Source organism: Streptomyces sp. NPDC060194 (assembly GCF_042728285.1).
Taxonomy (GTDB): Bacteria; Actinomycetota; Actinomycetes; order Streptomycetales; family Streptomycetaceae; genus Streptomyces.
Genome location: NZ_JBHWZH010000001.1, coordinates 83,142 through 108,700 on the forward strand (window position 1 = coordinate 83,142; position 25,559 = coordinate 108,700).

21 protein-coding genes and 4 tRNA genes are annotated in these 25,559 nt (G+C 70.2%); 21 read left to right on the top strand and 4 right to left on the bottom strand.

Going from position 1 to position 25,559, the window contains the following annotated elements; all coding sequences use genetic code 11:
• Positions 1-121 precede the first annotated feature (121 nt).
• Positions 122-203 (top strand) — tRNA-Tyr (locus ACFWEG_RS00395).
• Positions 204-296: 93 nt separating this feature from the next.
• Here the strand turns inward: ACFWEG_RS00395 and ACFWEG_RS00400 are convergent.
• Positions 297-953, bottom strand: coding sequence for an NAD(P)H-binding protein (locus ACFWEG_RS00400; protein WP_387207479.1), 657 nt, complete (start codon positions 951-953; stop codon positions 297-299).
• Between ACFWEG_RS00400 and ACFWEG_RS00405 the strand changes: the two genes are divergently transcribed.
• A complete protein-coding gene (locus ACFWEG_RS00405; RefSeq protein WP_387207481.1) occupies positions 952-2,115 on the top strand; it encodes a hypothetical protein in 1,164 nt (387 codons plus the stop codon). The two genes, ACFWEG_RS00400 and ACFWEG_RS00405, sit on opposite strands and share 2 nt — an antisense overlap.
• Before the next feature lie 38 nt (positions 2,116-2,153).
• On the opposite strand, the gene ACFWEG_RS00410 is transcribed toward ACFWEG_RS00405, so the two are convergent.
• Complete coding sequence (locus tag ACFWEG_RS00410) at positions 2,154-3,455, bottom strand: hydrolase (protein ID WP_387207483.1); 1,302 nt, start codon at positions 3,453-3,455, stop codon at positions 2,154-2,156.
• Positions 3,456-3,664: 209 nt separating this feature from the next.
• On the opposite strand from ACFWEG_RS00410, the gene ACFWEG_RS00415 reads away from it, so the two are divergent.
• From ACFWEG_RS00415 to ACFWEG_RS00455, 9 genes are all read left to right on the top strand, one after another.
• A tRNA-Thr gene (locus tag ACFWEG_RS00415) sits at positions 3,665-3,737 on the top strand.
• Between the two features lie 44 nt (positions 3,738-3,781).
• A tRNA-Met gene (locus ACFWEG_RS00420) sits at positions 3,782-3,854 on the top strand.
• A gap of 88 nt (positions 3,855-3,942) precedes the next feature.
• Positions 3,943-4,107, top strand: a complete 165-nt coding sequence (rpmG, locus tag ACFWEG_RS00425; protein ID WP_030986111.1) for a 50S ribosomal protein L33 — start codon at positions 3,943-3,945, stop codon at positions 4,105-4,107.
• Between the two features lie 96 nt (positions 4,108-4,203).
• A complete protein-coding gene (locus ACFWEG_RS00430) occupies positions 4,204-4,656 on the top strand; it encodes a MaoC family dehydratase N-terminal domain-containing protein (protein ID WP_387207485.1) in 453 nt (150 codons plus the stop codon).
• 2 nt (positions 4,657-4,658) lie between these two features.
• On the top strand, positions 4,659-5,102 hold the full coding sequence (locus ACFWEG_RS00435) for a MaoC family dehydratase (RefSeq protein WP_387207487.1): 444 nt from the start codon (positions 4,659-4,661) through the stop codon (positions 5,100-5,102).
• 133 nt (positions 5,103-5,235) lie between these two features.
• Positions 5,236-5,793: a TetR/AcrR family transcriptional regulator gene (locus ACFWEG_RS00440; protein ID WP_387207489.1), complete on the top strand. Its 558-nt coding sequence runs from the start codon at positions 5,236-5,238 to the stop codon at positions 5,791-5,793.
• Positions 5,794-5,870: 77 nt separating this feature from the next.
• Positions 5,871-7,298, top strand: coding sequence for an MFS transporter (locus tag ACFWEG_RS00445; RefSeq protein WP_387207491.1), 1,428 nt, complete (start codon positions 5,871-5,873; stop codon positions 7,296-7,298).
• A gap of 31 nt (positions 7,299-7,329) precedes the next feature.
• Complete coding sequence (locus ACFWEG_RS00450) at positions 7,330-7,719, top strand: DUF3291 domain-containing protein (protein WP_387207493.1); 390 nt, start codon at positions 7,330-7,332, stop codon at positions 7,717-7,719.
• Between the two features lie 156 nt (positions 7,720-7,875).
• Positions 7,876-8,931, top strand: coding sequence for a UDP-N-acetylmuramate dehydrogenase (locus ACFWEG_RS00455; protein ID WP_387207495.1), 1,056 nt, complete (start codon positions 7,876-7,878; stop codon positions 8,929-8,931).
• Between the two features lie 60 nt (positions 8,932-8,991).
• Here the strand turns inward: ACFWEG_RS00455 and ACFWEG_RS00460 are convergent, their stop codons facing one another.
• The gene (locus tag ACFWEG_RS00460) at positions 8,992-10,011 is read right to left on the bottom strand and encodes an adenosine deaminase (protein ID WP_387207497.1); all 1,020 of its coding nucleotides are present in this window, start codon (positions 10,009-10,011) and stop codon (positions 8,992-8,994) included.
• 128 nt (positions 10,012-10,139) lie between these two features.
• A complete protein-coding gene (locus ACFWEG_RS00465) occupies positions 10,140-11,363 on the bottom strand; it encodes a pyridoxal phosphate-dependent aminotransferase (protein WP_387207499.1) in 1,224 nt (407 codons plus the stop codon).
• Positions 11,364-11,590: 227 nt separating this feature from the next.
• Between ACFWEG_RS00465 and ACFWEG_RS00470 the strand changes: the two genes are divergently transcribed.
• The 10 genes from ACFWEG_RS00470 to ACFWEG_RS00515 all read left to right on the top strand — a co-directional run bounded on the left by ACFWEG_RS00470 (position 11,591) and on the right by ACFWEG_RS00515 (position 25,549).
• A tRNA-Trp gene (locus tag ACFWEG_RS00470) sits at positions 11,591-11,663 on the top strand.
• 108 nt (positions 11,664-11,771) lie between these two features.
• The gene (gene secE, locus ACFWEG_RS00475; protein ID WP_387207501.1) at positions 11,772-12,065 is read left to right on the top strand and encodes a preprotein translocase subunit SecE; all 294 of its coding nucleotides are present in this window, start codon (positions 11,772-11,774) and stop codon (positions 12,063-12,065) included.
• 77 nt (positions 12,066-12,142) lie between these two features.
• The gene (gene nusG / locus ACFWEG_RS00480; protein ID WP_387207503.1) at positions 12,143-13,090 is read left to right on the top strand and encodes a transcription termination/antitermination protein NusG; all 948 of its coding nucleotides are present in this window, start codon (positions 12,143-12,145) and stop codon (positions 13,088-13,090) included.
• Positions 13,091-13,266: 176 nt separating this feature from the next.
• On the top strand, positions 13,267-13,701 hold the full coding sequence (gene rplK, locus ACFWEG_RS00485; protein WP_387207505.1) for a 50S ribosomal protein L11: 435 nt from the start codon (positions 13,267-13,269) through the stop codon (positions 13,699-13,701).
• An 89-nt stretch (positions 13,702-13,790) separates the two neighbouring features.
• Positions 13,791-14,513 (top strand): 50S ribosomal protein L1, encoded by a 723-nt coding sequence (rplA, locus tag ACFWEG_RS00490; protein ID WP_387207507.1) that lies wholly within the window; start codon positions 13,791-13,793, stop codon positions 14,511-14,513.
• A gap of 216 nt (positions 14,514-14,729) precedes the next feature.
• Positions 14,730-15,743, top strand: coding sequence for a hypothetical protein (locus tag ACFWEG_RS00495; RefSeq protein ID WP_387207509.1), 1,014 nt, complete (start codon positions 14,730-14,732; stop codon positions 15,741-15,743).
• A gap of 640 nt (positions 15,744-16,383) precedes the next feature.
• The gene (gene rplJ / locus ACFWEG_RS00500; RefSeq protein ID WP_387207511.1) at positions 16,384-16,941 is read left to right on the top strand and encodes a 50S ribosomal protein L10; all 558 of its coding nucleotides are present in this window, start codon (positions 16,384-16,386) and stop codon (positions 16,939-16,941) included.
• An 81-nt stretch (positions 16,942-17,022) separates the two neighbouring features.
• Complete coding sequence (rplL, locus tag ACFWEG_RS00505; protein ID WP_387207513.1) at positions 17,023-17,406, top strand: 50S ribosomal protein L7/L12; 384 nt, start codon at positions 17,023-17,025, stop codon at positions 17,404-17,406.
• Positions 17,407-18,065: 659 nt separating this feature from the next.
• Entirely contained in the window at positions 18,066-21,551 is a 3,486-nt protein-coding gene (rpoB, locus tag ACFWEG_RS00510; RefSeq protein ID WP_387207515.1) for a DNA-directed RNA polymerase subunit beta, read from the top strand.
• Between the two features lie 95 nt (positions 21,552-21,646).
• Positions 21,647-25,549: a DNA-directed RNA polymerase subunit beta' gene (locus tag ACFWEG_RS00515; RefSeq protein ID WP_387207517.1), complete on the top strand. Its 3,903-nt coding sequence runs from the start codon at positions 21,647-21,649 to the stop codon at positions 25,547-25,549.
• The last annotated feature ends 10 nt before the right edge of the window (positions 25,550-25,559 follow it).

Genomic DNA, 25,559 nt, shown 5'->3' on the forward strand with positions numbered 1-25,559 from the left:
ACCCCCGCCCGCCCCTGTGCCGGTCAATCGAGTGGCGGAGCACCCCTCGTCATCAGGTATCGTTTACGACGTCGCCAGGGAGCGAGGCCGCGAGGCCCAGCCCACCCCGGTGGCATCCCATGGCGGTGTGCCCGAGTGGCCAATGGGAGCGGACTGTAAATCCGCCGGCTTCGCCTTCCCAGGTTCGAATCCTGGCGCCGCCACATGTGAGAGAACGGCCCCCGACCAGCGGAAACGCTGACCGGGGGTCGTTTGCGTCGGCCGGGCGCGGGACGGCGAGGACGCCGGGCGCGGGACTACTGGCCCGCCACCGACTTCACCGCGACGGGGACCGGGACGGTGCCGGTGATGAGCTCCAGGGTGAGGCCGGTGGTGGCGGGGGTGTCGAGGAGTTCGAGGAGGGTGGCGGCGACGTCGTCGCGGGGGATCTGCCCGCGGCCCGTGGAGGCCTCCAGGCGGACGCGTCCGGTGCCCGGGTCGTCGGTGAGGCCGCCGGGGCGCAGGACGGTGCAGTCGAGGGCCGCACGGGCGCGTACGGCGTCGTCGGCCGCGCCCTTGGCCCGCAGGTAGGCGTCGAAGACCTCGTCGCCCTCCTTGCGCGCGTCCGCGCCCATCGAGGAGACGATCACGTACCGCGGGACGCCGGCGCGTTCGGCGGCGTCCGCGAGCAGCACGGCGGCGTCGCGGTCGACCGTCTCCTTGCGCTCCACACCGCTGCCGGGGCCCGCGCCGGCGGCGAACACCGCCGCGTCGGCCCCCTGGAGCAGCTCGGCGACCTGGTCGACCGAGGCCGACTCCAGGTCGCAGACGACCGGTTCCGCACCCGCCGTCCTCAGGTCGTCCGCCTGGCCGGGATCGCGGATGATCCCCACCGCCTCGTCCCCGCGCGCAGCGAGCAGCCGCTCCAGCCGCAGCGCGATCTGACCATGTCCACCAGCGATGACAATGCGCATGTTCCCGACGTTACGCCCGTCGGCGCAACCATGCGCGGGGCCTGCGGGTCTTCTGTGCGATCAACGAGATGACCGCCCCGAGGAGCACCCGATCAGCGCGTCACGCACCACCCTCATCGCCGCAGGCTGCGCGGCCGTCCTGCTCGCCGGGACGACGACCGCCTGCGGCACCGTCGAACACCTGTCGGCGGCCCGCAAGGCGGGCAACGCGCTCGCGAAGCTCGGCGAGCAGCGCTCGCTGACGATGGAGATATCCCTCAGGGGGGATTCGAGCGGCCTGCTTGCCTCCGCCGCTTCGGGCGGCGCGCCGGGCGGGCTCCCGAAAGGCGCGAAGGCGCTGATGACCTTCCATGCGCGCAAGCCCATCGCCGAGGCGGCGGCCGACGACATGATCAGCACCTCGGTGCGGTTCACGTCCACGAAGGGGACGCTGACGGAGTACCGGGTCATCGGTGACGACGCCTACCACCGGATGGACCCCGAGGTCGCCTACGGCCCCGAGGAGACGGCGCGGATGCGCGCGTTCTACGCCGACTCGCCCATGGCGGACGTGATGGAGGGCTACCTGGCGGGCGGCTGGGTGCACACGACCGCACCGGCGCGCCCCCAGGGCGGCGCAGAGGACCCGCAGGCGCGCGGTGAGCTCCTCGACGTCCTCCGGGACGTCGCCGCGAGCGAGGTCCGCTTCCGCGACGCGGGCCACCACGACGGCGCCGAGGTCATCGCGGCCGAGGCCTCCCCGCGCGGCCTCGTGACGGCGCTCGTCGAGCAACTGGGCGACCTGGACGGGGCCGGGGCGTTGGCCGGCGCCCTCGGCGGGCAGGTCCCCGCCCTCGGCGAGGCGAACGTCTCCGAGGAGAAGCTCGCCGAGCTTCCGGACGACGTCGTCACCCTCGACCTGGCGGTCCGACACGGGGTCCTGACGGGGCTTTCGCTCGACCTCACGCAGTTCGACCTCGGCGATGCCGTCGAGGCGCACTCCGAGGGCGACGCGCAGGAGGAGCCGAGGAGCCACGAGGAGCCGGGGAGCGAGGAGAGCGGCCACGAAGAGGCTCCAGAGGAGCTCTCCCTCGACATCCGCTTCGGTGAGGCCCGCCACCGGACCGTCGCTCCCGAGGACGCGCAGGAGATGCCCACGCAGCCGACGTCGGCGGCCGTCTGACCCCTCGGCGCGCGGCAGCCGCGGCCCACGGCACCAGCTCACCCCTGGCCGGCCCCCGCCGCACCACCCCCCGGCGTCCCCCGCCCCTGCCGCGGCAGTTCCAGCGCGGACGCCGAGTCGCAGTACTCCCGCACCGCGCTGGTGCGCGCCACCACCCGTCCGTGGTGGATCACGACGCGGCTGTAGGCGAGCGAGAGCACGCCGTCGAGGCGCTCGCCGCGCACGGCGAGCAGCTCGGCGGGGAAGCCCGCCTCGACCCGCACCTCCGGGAGGCCCATCGCGGCCCGCGCGTGCGCCGAGACCGCCTCGTAGGCCTCGGCGGCGCGCAGCCCGTGCTGGGAGGCCAACAGGAACGCGGCCTCCAGCGGGTCGCCGCGGCCCACCGGGTTCGCGACGTCGCGCAGAGCCCCGCTGCCCGCCGCGACCCGCACCCCCGCGGCCCGCAGCAGCCGTACGGGGGCCACGTCGACCCCCGCGAGGTCCGAGGCCGCCACCGGGCCCTCGGAGGCCCGGCAGGCGCCCTGCGGCAGGCATGTGACGGTCACTCCGGCGGCCGCCAGGCCCTCCGCCGCGCGCAGCGCCGTCTCGCGCGGCAGCCGCCCCAGGCCGGCGCAGGGGCCGAGGGACACCGCCGCGCGCAGGCCGCCCGCCTGGGCCGCGAGCCGGGCGAGGCGGGCCGGGTCGTCGCCGTCGGTGTGCAGGTCGACGGGGCAGCCGTGCTCCGCGGCGACGGTCAGCGCCGCCTCGACGAAGCCCGCGGGGTCGGGGTCCAGGTCGGGGCAGCCGCCGACCACCGCGGCCCCCATCTTCATCGCGTCCCGCAGCATCGCGAGGCCGTCCGCGCCCGCCCGGCCGGTCAGGAGGCGCGGTACGGCGACGGCCGTGACGTCGGTGAGCCCGCGCAGCGAACGCCGCGCCTGGAGCACCGCCTCCAGCGGGCCGAGCCCCCGGGGGCCGCCGACCCGCACGTGCGTGCGCAGCGCCGTCGCGCCGTGCCCGAGCTGCAGCAGCGCCGCCTCGGTGGCGCGCCGCTGCACGTCCTCGCCGGTGTACGGGGGAGGTCCGCCCTGGGAGGCCGCGTCCGCGGTCAGCGCGGTGTCGGCGTGGGCGTGCGGTTCGGCGGGCGCGGGCAGGAGCAGGTGGCCGGTCAGGTCCATCCGCAGTCCGCGCGGGGCGCTGAGGCTGCCCGCGGTTCCCACCGCCTGGATGTGGCCGGCCGCGAGCCGGACGTCGACGGTGCGGCCGTCGTCGAGCCGGGCGCCGGTCAGCAGGAGCGAGCCGGCGTCGTCCTCGGGGGTGCGTCCCTCGAACGGGGAGGGCTGAGGCTGGCTGTCTGGCATCGCGCTCCTGGGTGACGCAGGGTCCGACGAGCCTAGGGGGACCGACCGCCTCCGCCCGGGAGGGCCGGATTAGTCGTACCGGCGCGCCTCGGCCGGGCGTGCCGGACCGCACTCCCGGGTCCCCCGGGGGACCTGCGACGGATGCCGTCAGAGGCTCCCGAAACGGATTTGGGCGATCGGCGGGCAAGCGTGTAATGTCTTCCTCGCTCGCCCCAATAGCTCAGTCGGTAGAGCGTCTCCATGGTAAGGAGAAGGTCTACGGTTCGATTCCGTATTGGGGCTCTGATGTGCGGCTCCTCCACCCCCGGGTGGAGGGCTCGCATCAAAGCGGTGTAGCTCAGTCGGTAGAGCAAGCGGCTCATAATCGCTGTGTCACCGGTTCAAGTCCGGTCACCGCTACTGACAGTAGCCGATTGCGGGGTCGGTCCTTCGATCGGCTACTCTTCTATGCGTTCATCCGTCCATCGTCCGTCCAAGGAGCACTCACGTGGCTGCCACCGACGTCCGCCCGAAGATCACGCTGGCCTGCGTGGAGTGCAAGGAGCGGAACTACATCACCAAGAAGAACCGGCGTAACGACCCGGACCGTCTTGAGATGAAGAAGCACTGCCCTCGCTGCAAGTCGCACACCGCGCACCGCGAGACGCGATAACACCAGGCTCGTACACGAGGCCGTCCCCTTCGCGGGGGGCGGCCTCGTGTCGTTGCGCGCGCACGTGTCCCCGGAGCAGGAATCCCAGGAGGAAGCATGGCCCTCGACCAGTCCTTCGTGGGGCGGAGCTATCCGCCCACCGGCGCGTACGAGGTCGGCCGGGAGAAGATCCGCGAGTTCGCCGAGGCCGTCGGCGACCCGAATCCCGCCTACACGGACCCGGAGGCCGCCAAGGCGCTCGGGCACCCGGACGTGATCGCGCCGCCGACCTTCGTGTTCGCGGTCACGTTCAAGGCGGCCGGACAGGTCATCGAGGACCCGCAGCTGGGGCTCGACTACAGCCGCGTCGTGCACGGCGACCAGAAGTTCGCCTACCGGCGCCCGGTGCGGGCCGGCGACCGGCTGAGCGTCACCTCCACCATCGAGACGGTGAGGTCGATGGCGGGCAACGACATCCTGGACATCCGTGGCGAGGTCCACGACGAGACCGGCGAGCACGTCGTCACGACGTGGATCAAGCTGGTCGCGCGTGCGGCAGAGGAGGCGTGACGATGACGGCGACGATTTCCCGCGCGAAGGTCCCGTACGCGGACGTGGAGGTCGGCACGGAGCTCCCCGCGCAGAGCTTCCCGGTGACGCGCGCCACGCTCGTGCGGTACGCGGGCGCGTCGGGCGACTTCAACCCGATCCACTGGAACGAGCGGTTCGCCCGGGCCGTCGGGCTGCCGGACGTGATCGCGCACGGCATGTTCACCATGGCCGAGGCGATCCGGGTGGTCACCGACTGGGCCGGCGACCCGGGGGCCGTCGTCGAGTACGGCGTGCGCTTCACGAAGCCGGTCGTCGTGCCGGACGACGACCGGGGGGCGCTGATCGAGGTCAGCGCGAAGGTGGCGGCGAAGCTGGACGACGACCTGGTGCGCGTCGACCTGACGGCCGTCTCGGACGGTAAGAAGGTGCTGGGCATGGCCCGCGCGGTGGTCCGGCTCGGCTGATCCGGGGCGGTCGGCGACGGACGAGGTAAGGGGCGGTCTCTCTGGAGATCGCCCCTTACCGCTGCCTCCAGGAGCGCGATCCGCGGGTGGAAAGCCCTTGACCAAGTTAGTAAGTGGCCACTAACTTAAAGGCATGGTCAGGATGAGCGCAGAGGAGCGGCGTGAAAGCGTCGTCCGCGCGGCGATGATCGAGTTCGCCCGCGGCGGCTACCACGGCACGTCCACCGAGGCGATCGCCAAAAGGGTGGGCGTCTCGCAGCCGTACCTCTTCCGGCTCTTCCCCGACAAGCGCGCCATCTTTCTGGCAGCCGCCGTCCGCTGCGCCGACGAGACCGCCCGCGTCATGGTCGAGGCGGCGCGGAACCGGAGCGCCGGCACCGCCTTCGAGGCGTGCGGCGAGGCGTACCGGGAGCTGCTCGAGCACAACCCGGACATGCTCCTGATGCAGATGCAGACGAACGTCGCGGTGGCGTCGGCGGCCGCCGCGGGGGACGTGGCGTTCGGCGACCCGATCCGCGCGTCCTGGGAGCGCCTGTGGGACGCGATCCACGAGGCGCTGGGCGGGGAGCAGGGCGAGACGACCACCTTCATGGCCTACGGGATGCTGATCAACGTCCTGGCCTCGCTCGGCTTCCCGTCGGGGCACCGGCTGTGGGCGGGTTTCGAACACACCCAGCCGCCCGGAGCCTGAACGACCCACCGCAACGAGTTCGTACCGCTTCATGTCCAGCGAAATTAGTGGTTGATAACTAACGAGCAGGGAGAGTCATGAAAACGCGAACAGCGGACGGCCGCAGCGCCGTCTGGGCGCTGATCATCACCAGCGTCGCCGGCTTCATGGCGGCACTCGACAACCTCGTCGTCACCACCGCCCTCCCGTCCATCCACGACGACCTCGGCGGCGGCCTGGCGGACCTCCAGTGGACCGTCAACGCCTACACGCTGACGTTCGCCGTCCTCCTCATGCTCGGCGCGGCCCTGGGGGACCGGTTCGGGCGCCGGCGGCTGTTCAACCTGGGCCTGCTGGTCTTCACCGCCTCGTCGGCGGCCGCCGCGCTCGCGCCCGGCATCGGCTCCCTGGTGGCGGCCCGCGCCGTCCAGGGCGTCGGAGCGGCGATCATGATGCCGCTCACCCTCACCCTGCTCACGGCGGCCGTCCCGGCGGCCCGCCGCGGCGCCGCGCTCGGCGTCTTCGGCGCGGTGACCGGTCTCGCCGTCGCCAGCGGGCCGCTGATCGGCGGCAGCCTCACCGAGCACTTCTCCTGGCAGTGGATCTTCTGGCTCAACGTCCCCGTCGGCCTCGCCCTCCTGCCGCTCGCGCGGCTGCGCCTGAGGGAGTCGCACGCCCCGGACGCGCGCCTGGACGTCCCCGGCACCCTGCTCGTCAGCCTCGGGCTCTTCGGCGTCGTCTACGCGCTGGTCAACGGCGAGAGCGACGGGTGGACCGCGGCGCCGATCCTCGGCGGCCTCGTCGTCGGCACGGCGCTGCTCGCGGCCTTCGTACGGCACGGCTACCGCGCGGAGCGGCCCATGCTTCCCATGCGCCTCTTCCACGACCGCGGCTTCTTCGGGATCAACATCGCGAGCCTGCTGATGTTCCTCGGCATGTTCGGGTCGATCTTCCTGCTCAGCCAGTTCCTGCAGAGCGTGCTCGGGCACTCGCCCACCGAGGCGGGGCTGCGGATGCTGCCCTGGACGGGCATGCCGCTGATCGTCGCCCCGATCGCCGGGTACCTCTCGGACCGCATCGGCGGCCGGCCGGTGGTCGTCGCCGGGCTCGCCCTCCAGGCCGTCGGGCTCGCCTGGTACGCCCTGATCCTCGATCCGGCGGTCTCCTACGCTGCGCAGCTGCCCGCGCTGGTCGTCTCCGGCATCGGCATGGGGCTGTACTTCGCACCGGCCGCGAACGTGGTCATGTCCAGCGTGCGTACGGCCGAGCAGGGGATCGCGTCCGGGGCGAACAACGCGCTGCGGGAGGTCGGGGGAGCGCTCGGGGTCGCTGTCCTGGGAGCGATCTTCGCCGCGCAGGGCGGGTACGGCACGCCCGACTCCTTTACCGACGGCACCGTCCCCGCGCTGTGGGTCGGGGCGGGGACGGTCGCGGTCGCCGCGGTGGTGGCGCTGCTCATTCCGCGCCGCGGGGCGCGGGAGGCCGCCGCCGTGCCGGACGAGCCGCCGGTCCTGGCCGCGGTCTGAGCACCCGCCCACCACTCCCGAGGAGAATCCCGTGCCCGACGTCCCCTGGTTCACCCCGCACCGCCCCGACCCCGAGGCCGAGCTGTACGTCATGGCCTCGCGGTTCGAGACCCGCACGCTGACCGGCGCGCTGCGGTTCCTGCTCGGTACGCCCGGCATCCTGCGCCAGCTCCGGTCCGCGCCGGGTGCGCACGGTGCGGCCCTGCGCGCCCGACCGTTCCGCCGCACCTTCCTGACCCTGTCCGTCTGGGAGTCGCGGGACGCGCTCCACCGCTTCGCGGGCAGCGGTACGCACCGCGCCACCGCGCGGCGGCTCGCTCCCCTCATGCGGGCGTCCGCCTTCACGCACTGGTCCGCCCCTGCGGACGCGCTGCCCCTGAGCTGGGGTGAGGCGACACGTCAGCTCGACGAGGCCGAGTGAGCACCCGACGCCGCGGCGGGGCCTGCCCGCAGGGAGGCTTCGCCGCTGCGGGCAGGCGCGCCGCACCACCCCGCCCCGACGTACGCGGCAACCCGTCGGCGCACGCCCTCGCAGGTGGTACGCGTCCCGCGCCGCCCCTCTCGTACGCTGGACCCCGTGCAGGAACTCCACGACGCTCCCCTCGCCCCCCTGACCACGTTCCGCCTCGGTGGGCCCGCGACCCGGCTGGTGACGGCGACGACCGATGACGAGGTGATCGACGCCGTCGCCACGGCGGACGCGGAAGGGACGCCGCTGCTGATCATCGGCGGCGGCTCGAACCTGGTGATCGCGGACCGCGGATTCCAAGGCACCGCGCTGCGGATCGCGACCCGGGGCTTCCACCTCGACGGCACCCGTCTGGAACTGGCCGCGGGCGAGAACTGGTCGGACGCGGTCGCCCGCACCGTGGACGCGGGGCTGGCGGGGATCGAGTGCCTGGCGGGCATCCCGGGATCGGCGGGTGCGACGCCGATCCAGAACGTCGGCGCCTACGGCCAGGAGGTGTCGAGCACGATCACCGAGGTGGTCGCGTACGACCGGACCACCCGGGAGACCGTGACCCTGAAGAACGAGGAGTGCGCGTTCTCCTACCGGCACAGCGCGTTCAAGGAGCACCCGGAGCGGTACGTGGTGCTCCGGGTGCGGTTCGAGCTGGAGGACGCGGACGGGCTGAGCGCGCCCCTGAAGTACGCGGAGACCGCGCGGGCGCTCGGCGTGGAACCGGGTGAGCGGGTTCCCGCCCGACAGGCGCGGGAGACGGTCCTGGAACTGCGCGCGGGCAAGGGCATGGTCCTGGACGCGGCGGACCACGACACGTGGTCGGCGGGTTCGTTCTTCACCAACCCCGTGCTCGACCAGGCCGCCTACGACGCGTTCCTGGCCCGCGTCCACGACCGCCTCGGCCCGGAGACCGCTCCGCCCGCCTTCCCGACCGGCGACGGCCGCGTCAAGACCTCCGCCGCCTGGCTGATCGACCGCGCGGGCTTCGGCAAGGGCTACGGGAGCGGCCCGGCCCGCATCTCCACCAAGCACACGCTCGCCCTCACCAACCGAGGGAACGCCACCACGGAGGACCTCCTGACCCTGGCCCGCGAGGTCGTGGCGGGCGTCCACGCGGCCTTCGGGGTGACGCTGGTCAACGAGCCGGTGACGGTCGGCGTCGCGCTGTAGCCCGCCGCACAGGCACGCCGGCAGCCCGCCGTGCGGGAACGCCACCCGCCCGCCGCACCGTCACGTCAACAGCCAGTCGTCGATCCCCGCGAGCAGCTTCGCCCGCTCGTCCACCGGCGCCGCCGAGGCCCGCACGGACTGCCGGGCGAGCTCCGCCAGCTCCTCGTCGGTGAACGCGTGGTGCTCGCGCGCGATCTCGTACTGCGCGGCGAGGCGGGACCCGAAGAGCAGCGGGTCGTCGGCGCCCAGGGCCATCGGCACGCCCGCGTCGAAGAGGGTGCGCAGCGGCACGTCCTCGGGGCGCTCGTAGACCCCCAGGGCGACGTTCGAGGCCGGGCACACCTCGCAGGTGACGCCGCTCTCGGCGAGCCGGCGCAGGAGCCGCGGGTCCTCCGCCGCGCGGACGCCGTGCCCGATGCGGGACGCGTCCAGGTCGTCGAGGCAGTCGCGCACGGAGGACGGCCCGCTGAGCTCGCCCCCGTGCGGGGCGGCGAGCAGCCCGCCCTCGCGGGCGATGGCGAAGGCGCGGTCGAAGTCGCGTGCCATGCCGCGCCGTTCGTCGTTGGAGAGCCCGAAACCGACCACCCCGCGGTCGGCGTGGCGGACGGCGATCCTCGCCAGCGTCCGCGCGTCCAGGGGGTGCTTCATGCGGTTGGCGGCCACCAGGACGCGTATCCCGAGACCGGTCTCCCTGGAGGCGCTGTCGACCGCGTCCAGGATGATCTCCATCGCCGGCAGCAGACCGCCGAGGCGGGGCGCGTAGGAGGTCGGGTCGACCTGGATCTCCAGCCAGCCGGAGCCGTCCCGCACGTCCTCCTCGGCGGCCTCGCGGACGAGCCGCTGGATGTCCTCGGGCTCGCGCAGGCAGGAGCGGGCCATGTCGTACAGCCGCTGGAAGCGGAACCAGCCGCGCTCGTCGGTGGCCCGCAGCTTCGGCGGGGCGCCGCCCTTGAGGGCCTCCGGCAGGTGCACGCCGTACTTGTCGGCGAGCTCCAGGAGGGTCCCGGGCCGCATCGACCCGGTGAAGTGCAGATGCAGATGGGCCTTGGGCAGCAGTCGCAGGTCTCGTACACGCTCCATCGTCAGATCCTGCCGTACGCGGGTGACGACCTGGTAGCCGCATCCCCTTACGAGGGGTTGCTCGAACAGGGGAACGAAAAAGTGGGCCTCCGGACGATCGTCCGGAGGCCCGCCCGCAACACCAGCCGTCAGCGCGCCTCGGCCAGCAGCTTCTGGATGCGGGAGACGCCCTCGACGAGGTCCTCGTCGCCCAGGGCGTACGACAGCCGCAGGTAACCGGGGGTCCCGAAGGCCTCGCCGGGCACCACCGCGACCTCGACCTCCTCCAGGATCAGCTCCGCGAGCTCCACCGACGTCTCGGGGCGACGGCCGCGGATCTCCTTGCCGAGCAGGCCCTTGACCGACGGGTACGCGTAGAACGCGCCCTCGGGGACCGGGCAGAGCACGCCCTCGATCTCGTTGAGCATCCGCACCATGGTCTGGCGGCGGCGGTCGAACGCCGTCTTCATCTCGTCGACGGCCGACAGGTCGCCGGAGACCGCCGCGAGGGCCGCGGCCTGGGCCACGTTGCTCACGTTCGAGGTGGCGTGCGACTGGAGGTTCGTCGCCGCCTTGACGACGTCGTGGGGACCGACGATCCACCCGACCCGCCAGCCGGTCATCGCGTACGTCTTCGCCACGCCGTTCACGACGATGCACTTGTCGCGCAGCGCGGGCACGGCCACCGGCAGCGAGACGAACTCGGCGTCGCCGTAGACCAGGTGCTCGTAGATCTCGTCGGTGAGCACCCACAGGCCGTGCTCGGCGGCCCAGCGGCCGATCTCCTCGACCTGCTCGCGGGTGTAGACCGCGCCGGTGGGGTTCGACGGGGAGACGAAGAGCAGCACCTTGGTGCGCTCGGTGCGCGCGGCCTCCAGCTGCTCGACGGTCACCCGGTAGCCGGTGGTCTCGTCCGCCACGACGTCGACCGGGACGCCGCCGGCGAGCTGGATCGACTCGGGGTACGTGGTCCAGTACGGCGTCGGGACGATGACCTCGTCGCCGGGGTCGAGGATGGTGGCGAACGCGCCGTAGATGGCCTGCTTGCCGCCGTTGGTGACGAGCACCTGGGAGGCGTCGATCTCGTAGCCCGAGTCGCGCAGCGTCTTGGCGGCGATCGCGGCCTTGAGCTCCGGGAGCCCGCCGGCCGGCGTGTAGCGGTGGTACTTGGGGTTACTGCAGGCCTCGACGGCGGCCTCGACGATGTAGCCGGGCGTCGGGAAGTCGGGCTCGCCCGCGCCGAAGCCGATCACGGGACGGCCGGCGGCCTTGAGGGCCTTGGCCTTCGCGTCGACGGCGAGGGTGGCGGACTCGGAGATCGCACCGATGCGGGCGGAGACCCGGCGCTCGGTCGGAGGAGTGGCAGCGCTCATGCGGCCCATGGTCCCAGACCCCGGAGAAGCCCCGCACACGGGTTTCACCTCGCGTCCACCGCACGTCCGCGCGGACGCTCGGTGGAACTTTCGCGATCTTCCCGCGCTATGTGTTCGACGGCGGGAGCGGAACCACGTACACTCACCTGTCGTTGGCCCTCACCAGCCCGCACCTCGCACCCCGGGAATGCACCGGGAGGGATGCGGTACGTTGGTGGGAACCACAAAGGGTCGTAGCTCAATTGGTAGAGCACTGGTCTCCAAAACCAGCGGTTGGGGGTTCAAGTCCCTCCGGCCCTGCTACACACACCTTCGCCAGGATGTGTGACGCATGTACGTATCTCGATGAATCGCCGTGCGGCTCGACCGGGCGCGGCACGGCCACGACCCGGAATCAGGTGAGGACGCGTGACGGACGCCCTGGGCTCCATCGACAAGCCTGATGCCGAGGACGAGGCGGCCGAGTCGGCGGCGTCCAAGAAGACGAAGCGCGGCGGCAAGCGCGGCAAGAAGGGCCCCTTCGGCCGTCTCGCGGTCTTCTACCGCCAGATCGTCGCCGAGCTGCGCAAGGTCGTCTGGCCCACGCGCAACCAGCTCACCACGTACACCACCGTCGTGATCATCTTCGTAGTCATCATGATCGCGCTGGTGACTGTGATTGACTTCGGATTCCAGGAAGCCGTCAAGTACGTCTTCGGCTGATCCACGCGACAGGGCGCCTGGTCTCCGGGCGCCTTTTTCGCATGTTCCACCCCTGTACCTAGGAAGAAGCAGCCACCGTGTCTGACCCGAACCAGAACGAGTCCGTTGCGGACGAGCGCGACATCGTCGAGGCGGCGGACGCTGTCGAGCCTGACCAGGCCGAGCGCGCCGACGCCGCGGCGGGCGAGCCGGCCGAGGAGGCTGCGATCCACCAGGAGCCCGCTGCCGAGGCGGTCGCCGAGGTCGAGGCGGACCTCGCCGAGACCGACGACCTGATCGACGCGGAGGCCGACGCCGAGGTCGAGGCCGCCGATGAGGCCGGCACCGACGCCGAGGTGAGCGCCGCCGCCGCAGAGGCCGTGGTCGACGAGGCGACGGAGGCCGCCGCCGAGGAGCCCGAGGAGCCGGTCGACCCCGTCGAGGCCCTCCGCCAGGAGCTGCGCTTCCTGCCCGGCGAGTGGTACGTCATCCACACCTACGCCGGCTACGAGAAGCGCGTGAAGGCCAACCTGGAGCAGCGCGCCGTCTCGCTGAACGTGGAGGAGTTCATCTATCAGGCCGAGGTGCCTGAGGAGGAAATCGTCCAGATCAAGAACGGCGAGCGGAAGAACGTCCGCCAGAACAAGCTCCCCGGCTACGTCCTGGTCCGCATGGACCTGACGAACGAGTCCTGGGGCGTCGTCCGCAACACCCCCGGTGTCACCGGCTTCGTGGGCAACGCCTACGACCCGTACCCGCTGACGCTGGACGAGATCGTCAAGATGCTCGCCCCCGAGGCCAAGGAGAAGGCCGAGCGCGAGGCCGCCGAGGCCGAGGGCCGGCCGGCGCCGTCCCGCAAGGTCGAGGTCCAGGTGCTCGACTTCGAGGTGGGCGACTCCGTCACCGTCACCGACGGCCCCTTCGCGACCCTCCAGGCCACGATCAACGAGATCAACGCCGACTCCAAGAAGGTCAAGGGCCTCGTCGAGATCTTCGGCCGCGAGACCCCGGTCGAGCTGAGCTTCGACCAGATCCAGAAGAACTGACGATCCGTCCGGACCTCACCGGACCCATACCTTCCGAGCAGGTCGGCGGGGCCTCACAGCCGCGCTGACCTGCTCGGTTTTTGGTCGCACAGCTATACCCGTTATCGTTGTGCGGTATGCCTCCGTCCGGATGAACCGTTCGGCGGCGAAACACTCTCAAGGACCCGGAGAGAGCAATGCCTCCCAAGAAGAAGAAGGTCACGGGGCTCATCAAGCTCCAGATCAACGCCGGTGCGGCGAACCCGGCCCCGCCGGTCGGCCCCGCGCTCGGCCAGCACGGCGTGAACATCATGGAGTTCTGCAAGGCCTACAACGCGGCGACCGAGTCGCAGCGTGGCTGGGTGATCCCGGTGGAGATCACGGTCTACGAGGACCGCTCCTTCACCTTCATCACCAAGACTCCGCCGGCCGCGAAGATGATCCTCAAGGCCGCGGGCGTGGAGAAGGGCTCCGGCGAGCCGCACAAGACCAAGGTCGCCAAGATCACGGCCGACCAGGTCCGCGAGATCGCCACCACGAAGCTCCCCGACCTGAACGCCAACGACCTCGACGCCGCGTCGAAGATCATCGCTGGCACCGCCCGTTCCATGGGCATCACGGTCGAGGGCTGAGTACCAGCCCCCTCGCACCACACCCCCAGTGGTAGGGCCATGCGCCGGCCCGCACCACGACTCCACGCTCAAGACCAACAGGAGCAGAAGTGAAGCGCAGCAAGAACTTCCGCGCTGCGGACGAGAAGATCGACCGGGAGCGCAACTACGCCCCGCTCGAGGCCGTCCGTCTCGCCAAGGAGACCTCCACGATCAAGTTCGACGGCACCGTCGAGGTCGCCTTCCGCCTGGGTGTCGACCCGCGCAAGGCCGACCAGATGGTCCGTGGCACCGTGAACCTCCCGCACGGCACCGGCAAGACCGCCCGGGTCCTGGTCTTCGCGACCGGTGACCGTGCAGAGGCCGCGCAGGCCGCGGGCGCCGACATCGTCGGCTCCGACGAGCTGATCGACGAGGTCGCCAAGGGCCGCCTGGACTTCGACGCCGTCGTCGCCACCCCGGACCTCATGGGCAAGGTCGGCCGCCTCGGCCGCGTGCTCGGTCCGCGTGGTCTGATGCCGAACCCGAAGACCGGCACCGTCACCCCCGACGTCGCCAAGGCCGTCAACGACATCAAGGGCGGCAAGATCGAGTTCCGCGTGGACCGCCACGCGAACCTCCACTTCATCATCGGCAAGGTCTCGTTCGACGAGACCAAGCTGGTGGAGAACTACGGCGCGGCCCTGGACGAGATCCTGCGTCTGAAGCCGTCCGCGTCGAAGGGCCGCTACATCAAGAAGGCCGCCCTCACCACCACGATGGGCCCCAGCATCCCGCTGGACGCCAACCGCACCCGGAACCTCCTCGTCGAGGAGGACCCGGCCGCGGTCTGAGCCTGACGGCTCACCGAGTGGCTTGAACCGGGCCCGCTCTCCCCTCGGGGGAGGGCGGGCCCGGTCGCGTTGTCAGTGGCGGCGGTTACTCTTTGCGAAAGCTTGGACGGGAGTGGGCCGGGTCGATTCCGGGTGCGCTGGTCGACGGGTGGTAAGCGCGGGGCGGCGGAGAGAACGCGGTCCCGTGGAGAGCAACGGCACGACAAGGGTGGGGACATGAGCAAGACACTGTGGACGCGCGCGGGAGTCGCGGTGGCCGCGGGTGCGGTCATGATCGGCGCAGCGGGCTGCCAGGGCGGCGACACGGCGGCGGACAAGGCCGCGAAGCCGTCGAAGCCCGCGGGGGCGCAGTGGGGCGGCACGCCGGCGCAGGCGATCACCGCGGCGTACGAGAAGGTCGCCGAGGCCAAGTCCTCGAAGGTCCGCATGACGATGTCGATTCCGGGCGCGGCCGGTGCCGGCGGGGCGATGGAGCTGTCCGGGGTCCAGGGCTGGGACCCGAGCGTCATGGACGTGACGATGAAGGGCGGCGAGCTCGCGGCCGATCCGGAGGCCCCCGAGTCCATCCGCGTGATCATGGTCGACAACGTCATGTACATGGACATGGGCGCCAAGGCCGCGGCCGACATGGGCGGCAAGCGGTGGATGAAGCTCGACCTCGCGGCGGCCGCGAAGGCGTCCGGGGACCCGTCCGCCGAAGCGGCGCTGCAGCAGACGGGCGGCCTGGAGAACATCAACCAGGACCCCGCCCAGCAGCTCGCCCTGCTCCTCGACTCGCCGAACCTGAAGCACGTCGGGCCCGAGAAGGTCGAGGGCGTCGACTCCCAGCACTACAAGGGCACTCTGACGTTCAAGGAGATGCTGGACGCCAACAAGTCGCTCGACGTCCTCGGCGGGAAGGACCGCGAGGCGCTCGTCGAGAACGTCGAGAAGGCAGGCATCAAGGGCTACGACATGGACGTCTGGGTCAACAAGGACGGCTATCCCACGCGGATGAAGGTCGGCATCGACTCCAAGGCGGGGAAGATCACCATGGACGCGTACTACTCCGACTACGGAGCGACGGCCGACGTGCAGCCGCCGGCCGAGAAGGACGTGTTCGACCTCGCCAAGATGCTCGAGGGCATCGGGGACGTGACCGAGTCCCTGGAGAACGACGAAGTGCCCACGGAAGAGGAGATGGCCGAGCTCGAGGAACTCCTCGGCGAGGACGCGACCGCGACCAGCTGACGGACGCGAAGGCTCGGGCGGGCGTGCAGAGCGTTCGGCCCGAGCGCATCGCGGACGCCGGGACGCGCACAGCGTGCCCGGCCCGCAGGCGGTGACGTCGCGCCCCGGTGTGCGCGCCGGCGGACGGCCGTTGCGTCGCCTGTGCTCCACCGGCGGCCGCCCAGGCAGCCGAGGCCGGCACCGGCCGCGCGCCGACCGCCGGTCCCGGACGCTCCTCGCGCCGGGGGTCCGGAATCCGACCAGGCTCCAGCGGCCCCGGCCGGTGGCAGCCCTCGGTCCGGGCCCACCGCTGGGCTCGGACGGACGGTCCCGTCCCCGGTACTGTCCACCGCGGCGGACGCCCGCGGAGGGTGTGGGCTTCGTCCCGCTGGGGGAGGATTTGGAGTTCTGCCCGGGCGTCCCGTACTCTCGATTGCGAAGCCAAAGACCGCTGGTCGTTGCTGTGTTCTCTTCGTTGATGAGGGCGCGGTGGCCGAAGGATTCCGCTGGAAGCGGGACGACCTGCGCAGGTGTTCGTGTCGAAAGCTCCCGCCCCCGCAAGGGGAACGGTCGAGCTGAGCCCCGTGCGCCCGCGCCGGGGCGTTTCTCGTTTCCAGCCTCCTTCTGAGCGGTCCTCATCACCCGGAAGGAGGCCACGCTCATGGCTAGGCCCGACAAGGCTGCCGCGGTAGCCGAGCTCGCGGACCAGTTCCGCGACTCGAACGCCGCCGTGCTGACCGAGTACCGGGGTCTCACCGTGGCGCAGCTCAAGACGCTGCGTCGTTCGCTCGGTGAGAACGCCCAGTACGCCGTGGTGAAGAACACGCTGACCAAGATCGCGGCCAACGAGGCCGGGATCTCTTCGCTGGACGACCACTTCGCTGGTCCGACGGCGGTTGCCTTCATCACCGGTGACCCGGTGGAGTCGGCGAAGAGTCTGCGCGACTTCGCCAAGGACAACCCCAACCTCATCATCAAGGGCGGTGTCCTTGACGGTAAGGCGCTGACCGCCGATGAGATCAAGAAGCTCGCGGACCTCGAGTCCCGCGAGGTTCTGCTCGCCAAGCTGGCGGGTGCCTTCAAGGGCAAGCAGACCCAGACTGCGCAGCTCTTCCAGGCCCTGCCGTCGAAGTTCGTCCGCACCGCGGAGGCGCTTCGCGCGAAGGTCGAGCAGGGCGGTGCCGGTACGCCGGCTCCCGCCGAGGCCGACTCCGAGTAATTCGGCGTCGCTCGCAGCGGGCCCCGTACGCCCGCCGACATGTACATCCGGCACCCGCCGAATTAGTGGAAGGACGCCATCATGGCGAAGCTCAGCCAGGAAGACCTGCTCGCGCAGTTCGAGGAGATGACCCTCATCGAGCTCTCCGAGTTCGTGAAGGCCTTCGAGGAGAAGTTCGACGTCACCGCCGCCGCGGCCACCGTCGTCGCGGGCCCCGCCGGCCCGGGCGCCCCGGCCGAGGCCGAGGAGGAGAAGGACGAGTTCGACGTCATCCTCACCGCCGCCGGTGACAAGAAGATCCAGGTCATCAAGGTCGTGCGCGAGCTGACCTCCCTGGGTCTCAAGGAGGCCAAGGACCTCGTGGACGGCGCCCCGAAGCCCGTCCTCGAGAAGGTCGCCAAGGACGCCGCCGAGAAGGCCGCCGAGTCCCTCAAGGGCGCCGGCGCCTCCGTCGAGGTCAAGTGACCCACCTGAGCCGCTGAGCCCCCGTCCGCGGGGGCCGGCAGCTCACGTGCACCCGAACGGGTGCGCACGCATCATGCCAAGGGCGATCACCCGTAAGGGTGGTCGCCCTTCGGCGTACGGCCCCCCGCCCCGTGCTTGTCTTGCGTTGTCCGCCCCGACGAGTAGGGTGATCTTCGTCGTTGCCCGGAGGTCGCCCGGAGACGGGTCCCGCGCCGGGCCCGACGGGGCGGGGGCCTTGACGAACCGGACGCGGCGCGCAATTCTCAGGACGCGGGGGACGCGCGTCACACCGATCCGGGCGGCGAGGCATGGATCGGTGGCGAAGAGGGCAGGATGGCCCTACCGCCGAGGGGCGTACGACGGGACCGCAGGCAGGGACCGCAGGGCAGGACCGGCAGGCCGCACGCACGGGCACGACAACACGAGACAAGATCCGAGGGTGGATCAGAGGGTGCCTTCAAACCCGCTCTGGACATCAGTGAGCCCATTGGCTACACTGACCCTTTGCGCTGCCTGTTAGCTGCCCCCTGCCCGTCACCAGGGGCATGCCCACGCCCGAGCATCGTCGACCATACGGCCCTGACCAGGGATTCCGTCGGCTGTGCAGGCTGGGGACCGGTACGCGCGTAGTGAGTCCGAGCCCTCGGAAGGACCCCCTCTTGGCCGCCTCGCGCAACGCCTCGACCGCCAATTCGAACAACGGCGCAAGCACCGCCCCGCTGCGCATCTCCTTTGCAAAGATCAAGGAGCCCCTTGAGGTTCCGAACCTCCTTGCCTTGCAGACCGAGAGCTTTGACTGGCTGCTCGGCAACGCGGCATGGAAGGCTCGCGTCGAGGCCGCTCTCGAGAACGGGCAGGACGTCCCCACGAAGTCCGGTCTGGAGGAGATCTTCGAGGAGATCTCCCCGATCGAGGACTTCAGCGGGTCGATGTCGCTGACCTTCCGCGACCACCGCTTCGAGCCGCCGAAGAACTCCATCGACGAGTGCAAGGACCGCGACTTCACCTACGCGGCCCCGCTCTTCGTCACCGCCGAGTTCACGAACAACGAGACCGGCGAGATCAAGTCCCAGACGGTCTTCATGGGCGACTTCCCGCTCATGACCAACAAGGGCACCTTCGTCATCAACGGCACCGAGCGTGTCGTGGTGTCGCAGCTCGTCCGCTCGCCGGGCGTCTACTTCGACTCCTCCATCGACAAGACGTCCGACAAGGACATCTTCTCGGCCAAGGTCATCCCCTCGCGTGGTGCCTGGCTGGAGCTGGAGATCGACAAGCGCGACATGGTCGGCGTCCGCATCGACCGCAAGCGCAAGCAGTCCGTCACCGTCCTCCTCAAGGCCCTCGGTTGGACGACCGAGCAGATCCTGGAGGAGTTCGGCCAGTACGAGTCGATGCGCGCCACCCTGGAGAAGGACCACACCCAGGGCCAGGACGACGCGCTGCTCGACATCTACCGCAAGCTGCGTCCGGGCGAGCCGCCGACCCGCGAGGCCGCTCAGACGCTGCTCGAGAACCTCTACTTCAACCCCAAGCGCTACGACCTCGCGAAGGTCGGCCGCTACAAGGTGAACAAGAAGCTCGGCGCGGACGAGCCGCTGAACGCCGGCGTGCTCACCACCGACGACATCATCGCCACGATCAAGTACCTGGTGAAGCTGCACGCCGGTGAGACCGAGACGACCGGCGAGTCCGGCCGCCAGATCGTCGTCGAGACCGACGACATCGACCACTTCGGCAACCGTCGTCTGCGCAACGTCGGCGAGCTCATCCAGAACCAGGTCCGCACCGGCCTGGCCCGGATGGAGCGCGTCGTGCGCGAGCGGATGACGACCCAGGACGTCGAGGCGATCACGCCGCAGACCCTGATCAACATCCGGCCGGTCGTCGCCTCCATCAAGGAGTTCTTCGGCACCAGCCAGCTCTCGCAGTTCATGGACCAGAACAACCCGCTGTCGGGTCTGACGCACAAGCGTCGCCTCTCGGCGCTGGGTCCCGGCGGTCTGTCGCGTGAGCGGGCCGGCTTCGAGGTCCGAGACGTGCACCCCTCGCACTACGGGCGCATGTGTCCCATCGAGACCCCCGAAGGCCCGAACATCGGTCTGATCGGCTCGCTGGCCTCGTACGGCCGGGTCAACGCGTTCGGCTTCGTCGAGACGCCGTACCGCAAGGTCATCGACGGTGTCGTCACCGACGACGTCGACTACCTGACCGCCGACGAGGAGGACCGCTTCGTCATCGCCCAGGCCAACGCCGGCCTGTCCGAGGACATGCGCTTCACCGAGAACCGCGTCCTGGTCCGCCGCCGCGGCGGCGAGATCGACTACATCCCCGGCGACGACGTCGACTACATGGACGTCTCCCCGCGCCAGATGGTGTCCGTCGCGACCGCGATGATCCCCTTCCTGGAGCACGACGACGCCAACCGCGCCCTCATGGGCGCGAACATGATGCGCCAGGCCGTGCCGCTGATCACCGCCGAGGCCCCCCTCGTCGGCACCGGCATGGAGTACCGCTGCGCCGTCGACGCCGGTGACGTCGTCAAGGCCGAGAAGGCCGGTGTCGTCCAGGAGGTCTCCGCCGACTACGTCACGGTGACCAACGACGACGGCACGTACACCACGTACCGCATCGCCAAGTTCTCGCGCTCCAACCAGGGCACGTCGGTCAACCAGAAGGTCGTCGTCAACGAGGGCGACCGGGTCGTCGAGCACCAGGTGCTCGCCGACGGGCCGGCCACCGAGGAAGGCGAGATGGCGCTGGGCAAGAACCTGCTCGTCGCCTTCATGCCGTGGGAGGGCCACAACTACGAGGACGCGATCATCCTGTCGCAGCGCCTCGTGCAGGACGACGTCCTCTCCTCGATCCACATCGAGGAGCACGAGGTCGACGCCCGTGACACCAAGCTCGGCCCCGAGGAGATCACCCGGGACATCCCGAACGTCTCCGAGGAGGTCCTCGCGGACCTCGACGAGCGCGGCATCATCCGCATCGGTGCCGAGGTCGTCGCCGGCGACATCCTCGTCGGCAAGGTCACGCCCAAGGGCGAGACCGAGCTGACGCCTGAGGAGCGCCTGCTCCGCGCGATCTTCGGTGAGAAGGCGCGCGAGGTCCGCGACACCTCCCTGAAGGTGCCGCACGGCGAGGTCGGCAAGATCATCGGCGTCCGCGTCTTCGACCGCGAGGAGGGCGACGAGCTGCCGCCCGGCGTGAACCAGCTGGTCCGCGTCTACGTCGCGCAGAAGCGCAAGATCACCGACGGTGACAAGCTCGCCGGCCGCCACGGCAACAAGGGCGTCATCTCGAAGATCCTTCCGATCGAGGACATGCCGTTCCTGGAGGACGGCACCCCGGTCGACATCATCCTCAACCCGCTCGGCGTCCCGTCCCGCATGAACCCGGGACAGGTCCTGGAGATCCACCTCGGCTGGCTCGCCAGCCAGGGCTGGGACGTCTCCGGCATCGACGAGGAGTGGGCGCAGAGCCTGCAGCGCATCGGCGCCGACCAGGTCGACCCGCGGACGAACGTCGCCACCCCGGTGTTCGACGGCGCCCGCGAGGACGAGCTGGCTGGCCTGATGGGCAACACCATCCCGAACCGCGACGGCGACCGCATGGTCCTCCCGTCCGGCAAGGCCCGGCTCTTCGACGGCCGCTCCGGCGAGCCGTTCCCGGACCCGATCTCGGTCGGGTACATGTACATCCTCAAGCTGCACCACCTGGTCGACGACAAGCTGCACGCCCGCTCGACCGGTCCGTACTCGATGATCACCCAGCAGCCGCTGGGTGGTAAGGCCCAGTTCGGTGGCCAGCGCTTCGGTGAGATGGAGGTGTGGGCGCTCGAGGCGTACGGCGCCGCCTACGCCCTCCAGGAGCTGCTGACGATCAAGTCCGACGACGTGACCGGCCGCGTGAAGGTCTACGAGGCCATCGTCAAGGGCGAGAACATCCCCGAGCCCGGCATCCCCGAGTCCTTCAAGGTGCTCATCAAGGAGATGCAGTCGCTCTGCCTCAACGTGGAGGTGCTGTCCTCGGACGGCATGTCCATCGAGATGCGCGACACGGACGAGGACGTCTTCCGCGCTGCGGAGGAGCTCGGTATCGACCTGTCCCGGCGCGAGCCGAGCAGCGTCGAAGAGGTCTGACGGGCCTGGCCGGGGCTCCCGCCCAGGAGCCCCGGCCGCCCAGGACCGTTCAGACCATGTTTGACAAACGACCCTGAAAGAGGGATTGACGACCAGTGCTCGACGTCAACTTCTTCGACGAGCTGCGGATCGGCCTTGCCACCGCGGACGACATCCGGACCTGGTCCCACGGCGAGGTCAAGAAGCCGGAGACCATCAACTACCGCACCCTCAAGCCGGAAAAGGACGGGCTCTTCTGCGAGAAGATCTTCGGTCCGACCCGGGACTGGGAGTGCTACTGCGGCAAGTACAAGCGTGTCCGCTTCAAGGGCATCATCTGTGAGCGCTGTGGCGTCGAGGTCACCCGCGCCAAGGTGCGCCGCGAGCGGATGGGCCACATCGAGCTCGCCGCCCCCGTCACCCACATCTGGTACTTCAAGGGCGTCCCGTCGCGCCTGGGCTACCTGCTCGACCTCGCCCCGAAGGACCTCGAGAAGGTCATCTACTTCGCCGCGTACATGATCACGTACGTGGACGAGGAGCGGCGCACCCGCGACCTGCCCTCGCTGGAGACGCACGTCTCCGTCGAGCGCCAGCAGATCGAGAACCGCCGCGACTCCGACCTGGAGGCCCGCGCCAAGAAGGCCGAGTCCGACCTGGCCGAGCTCGAGGCCGAGGGCGCCAAGGCCGACGTGCGCCGCAAGGTGCGCGAGGGCGCCGAGCGCGAGATGAAGCAGCTGCGCGACCGCGCGCAGCGCGAGATCGACCGTCTGGACGAGGTCTGGTCGCGCTTCAAGAACCTCAAGGTCCAGGACCTCGAGGGCGACGAGCTGCTCTACCGCGAGCTGCGCGACCGCTTCGGCACGTACTTCGACGGCTCGATGGGCGCCGCCGCGCTGCAGAAGCGCCTGGAGTCCTTCGACCTCGACGAGGAGGCCGAGCGCCTCCGCGAGATCATCCGCACCGGCAAGGGCCAGAAGAAGACCCGCGCGCTCAAGCGCCTCAAGGTCGTCTCCGCGTTCCTGCAGACCAGCAACAGCCCCAAGGGCATGGTGCTCGACTGCGTGCCGGTCATCCCGCCGGACCTGCGTCCGATGGTGCAGCTGGACGGTGGCCGCTTCGCGACCTCCGACCTGAACGACCTGTACCGCCGTGTGATCAACCGCAACAACCGCCTGAAGCGGCTTCTCGACCTCGGCGCGCCCGAGATCATCGTGAACAACGAGAAGCGCATGCTCCAGGAGGCCGTGGACGCCCTCTTCGACAACGGTCGTCGCGGTCGCCCGGTCACCGGTCCCGGCAACCGCCCCCTGAAGTCCCTCAGCGACATGCTGAAGGGCAAGCAGGGTCGTTTCCGTCAGAACCTCCTCGGCAAGCGCGTGGACTACTCCGCGCGTTCCGTGATCGTCGTCGGCCCGCAGCTCAAGCTGCACCAGTGCGGTCTGCCGAAGGCGATGGCGCTGGAGCTCTTCAAGCCGTTCGTGATGAAGCGCCTGGTCGACCTGAACCACGCGCAGAACATCAAGTCGGCGAAGCGGATGGTCGAGCGCGGCCGCACGGTCGTCTACGACGTCCTCGAAGAGGTCATCGCCGAGCACCCGGTCCTGCTGAACCGTGCGCCCACCCTGCACCGCCTGGGCATCCAGGCCTTCGAGCCGCAGCTGGTCGAGGGCAAGGCCATCCAGATCCACCCGCTCGTCTGCACCGCGTTCAACGCGGACTTCGACGGCGACCAGATGGCCGTGCACCTTCCGCTGTCCGCGGAGGCGCAGGCCGAGGCCCGCATCCTGATGCTGTCCTCGAACAACATCCTCAAGCCGGCCGACGGCCGCCCGGTCACGATGCCGACCCAGGACATGGTCCTCGGTCTGTTCTTCCTGACCACCGACGGCGAGCTCCGGGACACCAAGGGCGAGGGCCGCGCGTTCGGCTCCACGGCCGAGGCGACCATGGCGTTCGACGCCGGCGAGCTGGCCCTGCAGTCGCCGATCGACATCCGCTTCCCGGTGGGCACCATCCCGCCGCGCGGCTGGGTGCCGCCGGTGGCCGAGGAGGGCGACGAGCGGGAGTACCAGCAGGGCGACAGCTTCCGGCTGCGCACCACGCTGGGCCGCGCGCTCTTCAACGAGCTGCTGCCCGAGGACTACCCCTTCGTCGACTACTCGGTCGGCAAGAAGCAGCTCTCCGAGATCGTCAACGACCTCGCCGAGCGCTACCCCAAGGTCATCGTGGCGGCGACGCTCGACAACCTGAAGGCGGCGGGCTTCCACTGGGCGACGCGCTCCGGCGTCACCGTCTCGATCTCCGACGTCGTCGTGCCCGAGGCCAAGAAGGCCATCGTCGCGGGCTACGAGGCGCAGGACGAGAAGGTCCAGAAGCAGTACGAGCGCGGCCTCATCACCAAGGAGGAGCGCACGCAGGAGCTCATCGCGATCTGGACCAAGGCGACCAACGAGGTCGCCGAGGCGATGAACGCGAACTTCCCGAAGACCAACCCGATCTTCATGATGGTCGACTCGGGCGCCCGAGGGAACATGATGCAGATGCGTCAGATCGCCGGTATGCGCGGTCTGGTGTCGAACGCCAAGAACGAGACGATCCCGCGTCCCATCAAGGCGTCCTTCCGCGAGGGCCTGTCCGTCCTGGAGTACTTCATCTCCACGCACGGTGCCCGTAAGGGTCTGGCGGACACCGCCCTGCGTACCGCCGACTCGGGTTACCTGACCCGTCGTCTGGTGGACGTCTCGCAGGACGTGATCATCCGCGAGGAGGACTGCGGCACCGAGCGCGGTCTGAAGCTGAAGATCGCGGTCCGCGGCGAGGACGGCGTCCTGCGCAAGACGGACGACGTCGAGACCTCCGTGTACGCCCGCATGCTGGCCGAGGACGTCGTCGTCGACGGCAAGGTCATCGCGCCGGCCAACGTGGACCTCGGCGACGTGCTCATCGACGCGCTGGTCGGCGCCGGGGTCGAGGAGGTCAAGACCCGTTCGGTCCTGACCTGCGAGTCCGCGGTCGGCACCTGCGCCTTCTGCTACGGCCGCTCGCTGGCCACCGGCAAGCTGGTCGACATCGGTGAGGCGGTCGGCATCATCGCCGCCCAGTCCATCGGTGAGCCCGGCACCCAGCTGACGATGCGTACCTTCCACACCGGTGGTGTGGCCGGTGACGACATCACGCAGGGTCTGCCGCGTGTCGTCGAGCTGTTCGAGGCCCGTACCCCGAAGGGTGTCGCTCCGATCTCGGAGTCGGCCGGCCGGGTGCGGATCGAGGAGACCGAGAAGACCAAGAAGCTCGTGGTCACCCCGGACGACGGCAGCGAGGAGATCGCGTTCCCGATCTCCAAGCGCGCCCGGCTCCTGGTCGGCGACGGCGACCCGGTCGAGGTGGGCCAGAAGCTCACCGTCGGTGCCACGAACCCGCACGACGTGCTGCGGATCCTCGGCCAGCGGGCCGTGCAGATCCACCTGGTGGGCGAGGTCCAGAAGGTCTACAACTCCCAGGGTGTGTCGATCCACGACAAGCACATCGAGATCATCATCCGGCAGATGCTCCGCCGTGTGACGATCATCGAGTCGGGCGACGCCGAGCTGCTCCCGGGCGAGCTCGTCGAGCGCGGCAAGTTCGAGACCGAGAACCGTCGTGTGGTCACCGAGGGCGGGCACCCCGCCTCCGGCCGTCCGCAGCTGATGGGTATCACCAAGGCCTCGCTCGCCACCGAGTCGTGGCTGTCGGCGGCGTCCTTCCAGGAGACGACCAGGGTCCTGACGGACGCGGCGATCAACGCCAAGTCCGACTCCCTGATCGGCCTCAAGGAGAACGTCATCATCGGTAAGCTCATCCCGGCCGGTACGGGCCTCGCCCGCTACCGCAACATCCGGGTGGAGCCGACCGAGGAGGCCAAGGCCGCGATGTACTCGGCCGTCGGCTACGACGACATCGACTACTCGCCGTTCGGCACCGGCTCCGGCCAGGCCGTCCCGCTGGAGGACTACGACTACGGTCCGTACAACCAGTAAGGCGCAACGT

What these genes read in the sequence shown, in the direction of transcription:
- ACFWEG_RS00410 (WP_387207483.1), bottom strand. Translation starts at nt 3,455, where the DNA reads ATGCCAGACAGCCAGCCTCAGCCCTCCCCGTTCGAGGGACGCACCCCC.
- ACFWEG_RS00495 (WP_387207509.1), top strand. Translation starts at nt 14,730, where the DNA reads ATGAGCAAGACACTGTGGACGCGCGCGGGAGTCGCGGTGGCCGCGGGT.
- ACFWEG_RS00405 (WP_387207481.1), top strand. Translation starts at nt 952, where the DNA reads ATGTTCCCGACGTTACGCCCGTCGGCGCAACCATGCGCGGGGCCTGCG.
- rplL (WP_387207513.1), top strand. Translation starts at nt 17,023, where the DNA reads ATGGCGAAGCTCAGCCAGGAAGACCTGCTCGCGCAGTTCGAGGAGATG.
- rplK (WP_387207505.1), top strand. Translation starts at nt 13,267, where the DNA reads ATGCCTCCCAAGAAGAAGAAGGTCACGGGGCTCATCAAGCTCCAGATC.
- ACFWEG_RS00430 (WP_387207485.1), top strand. Translation starts at nt 4,204, where the DNA reads ATGGCCCTCGACCAGTCCTTCGTGGGGCGGAGCTATCCGCCCACCGGC.
- ACFWEG_RS00445 (WP_387207491.1), top strand. Translation starts at nt 5,871, where the DNA reads ATGAAAACGCGAACAGCGGACGGCCGCAGCGCCGTCTGGGCGCTGATC.
- ACFWEG_RS00465 (WP_387207499.1), bottom strand. Translation starts at nt 11,363, where the DNA reads ATGAGCGCTGCCACTCCTCCGACCGAGCGCCGGGTCTCCGCCCGCATC.
- rplJ (WP_387207511.1), top strand. Translation starts at nt 16,384, where the DNA reads ATGGCTAGGCCCGACAAGGCTGCCGCGGTAGCCGAGCTCGCGGACCAG.
- ACFWEG_RS00435 (WP_387207487.1), top strand. Translation starts at nt 4,659, where the DNA reads ATGACGGCGACGATTTCCCGCGCGAAGGTCCCGTACGCGGACGTGGAG.
- ACFWEG_RS00460 (WP_387207497.1), bottom strand. Translation starts at nt 10,011, where the DNA reads ATGGAGCGTGTACGAGACCTGCGACTGCTGCCCAAGGCCCATCTGCAT.
- ACFWEG_RS00440 (WP_387207489.1), top strand. Translation starts at nt 5,236, where the DNA reads ATGGTCAGGATGAGCGCAGAGGAGCGGCGTGAAAGCGTCGTCCGCGCG.
- ACFWEG_RS00400 (WP_387207479.1), bottom strand. Translation starts at nt 953, where the DNA reads ATGCGCATTGTCATCGCTGGTGGACATGGTCAGATCGCGCTGCGGCTG.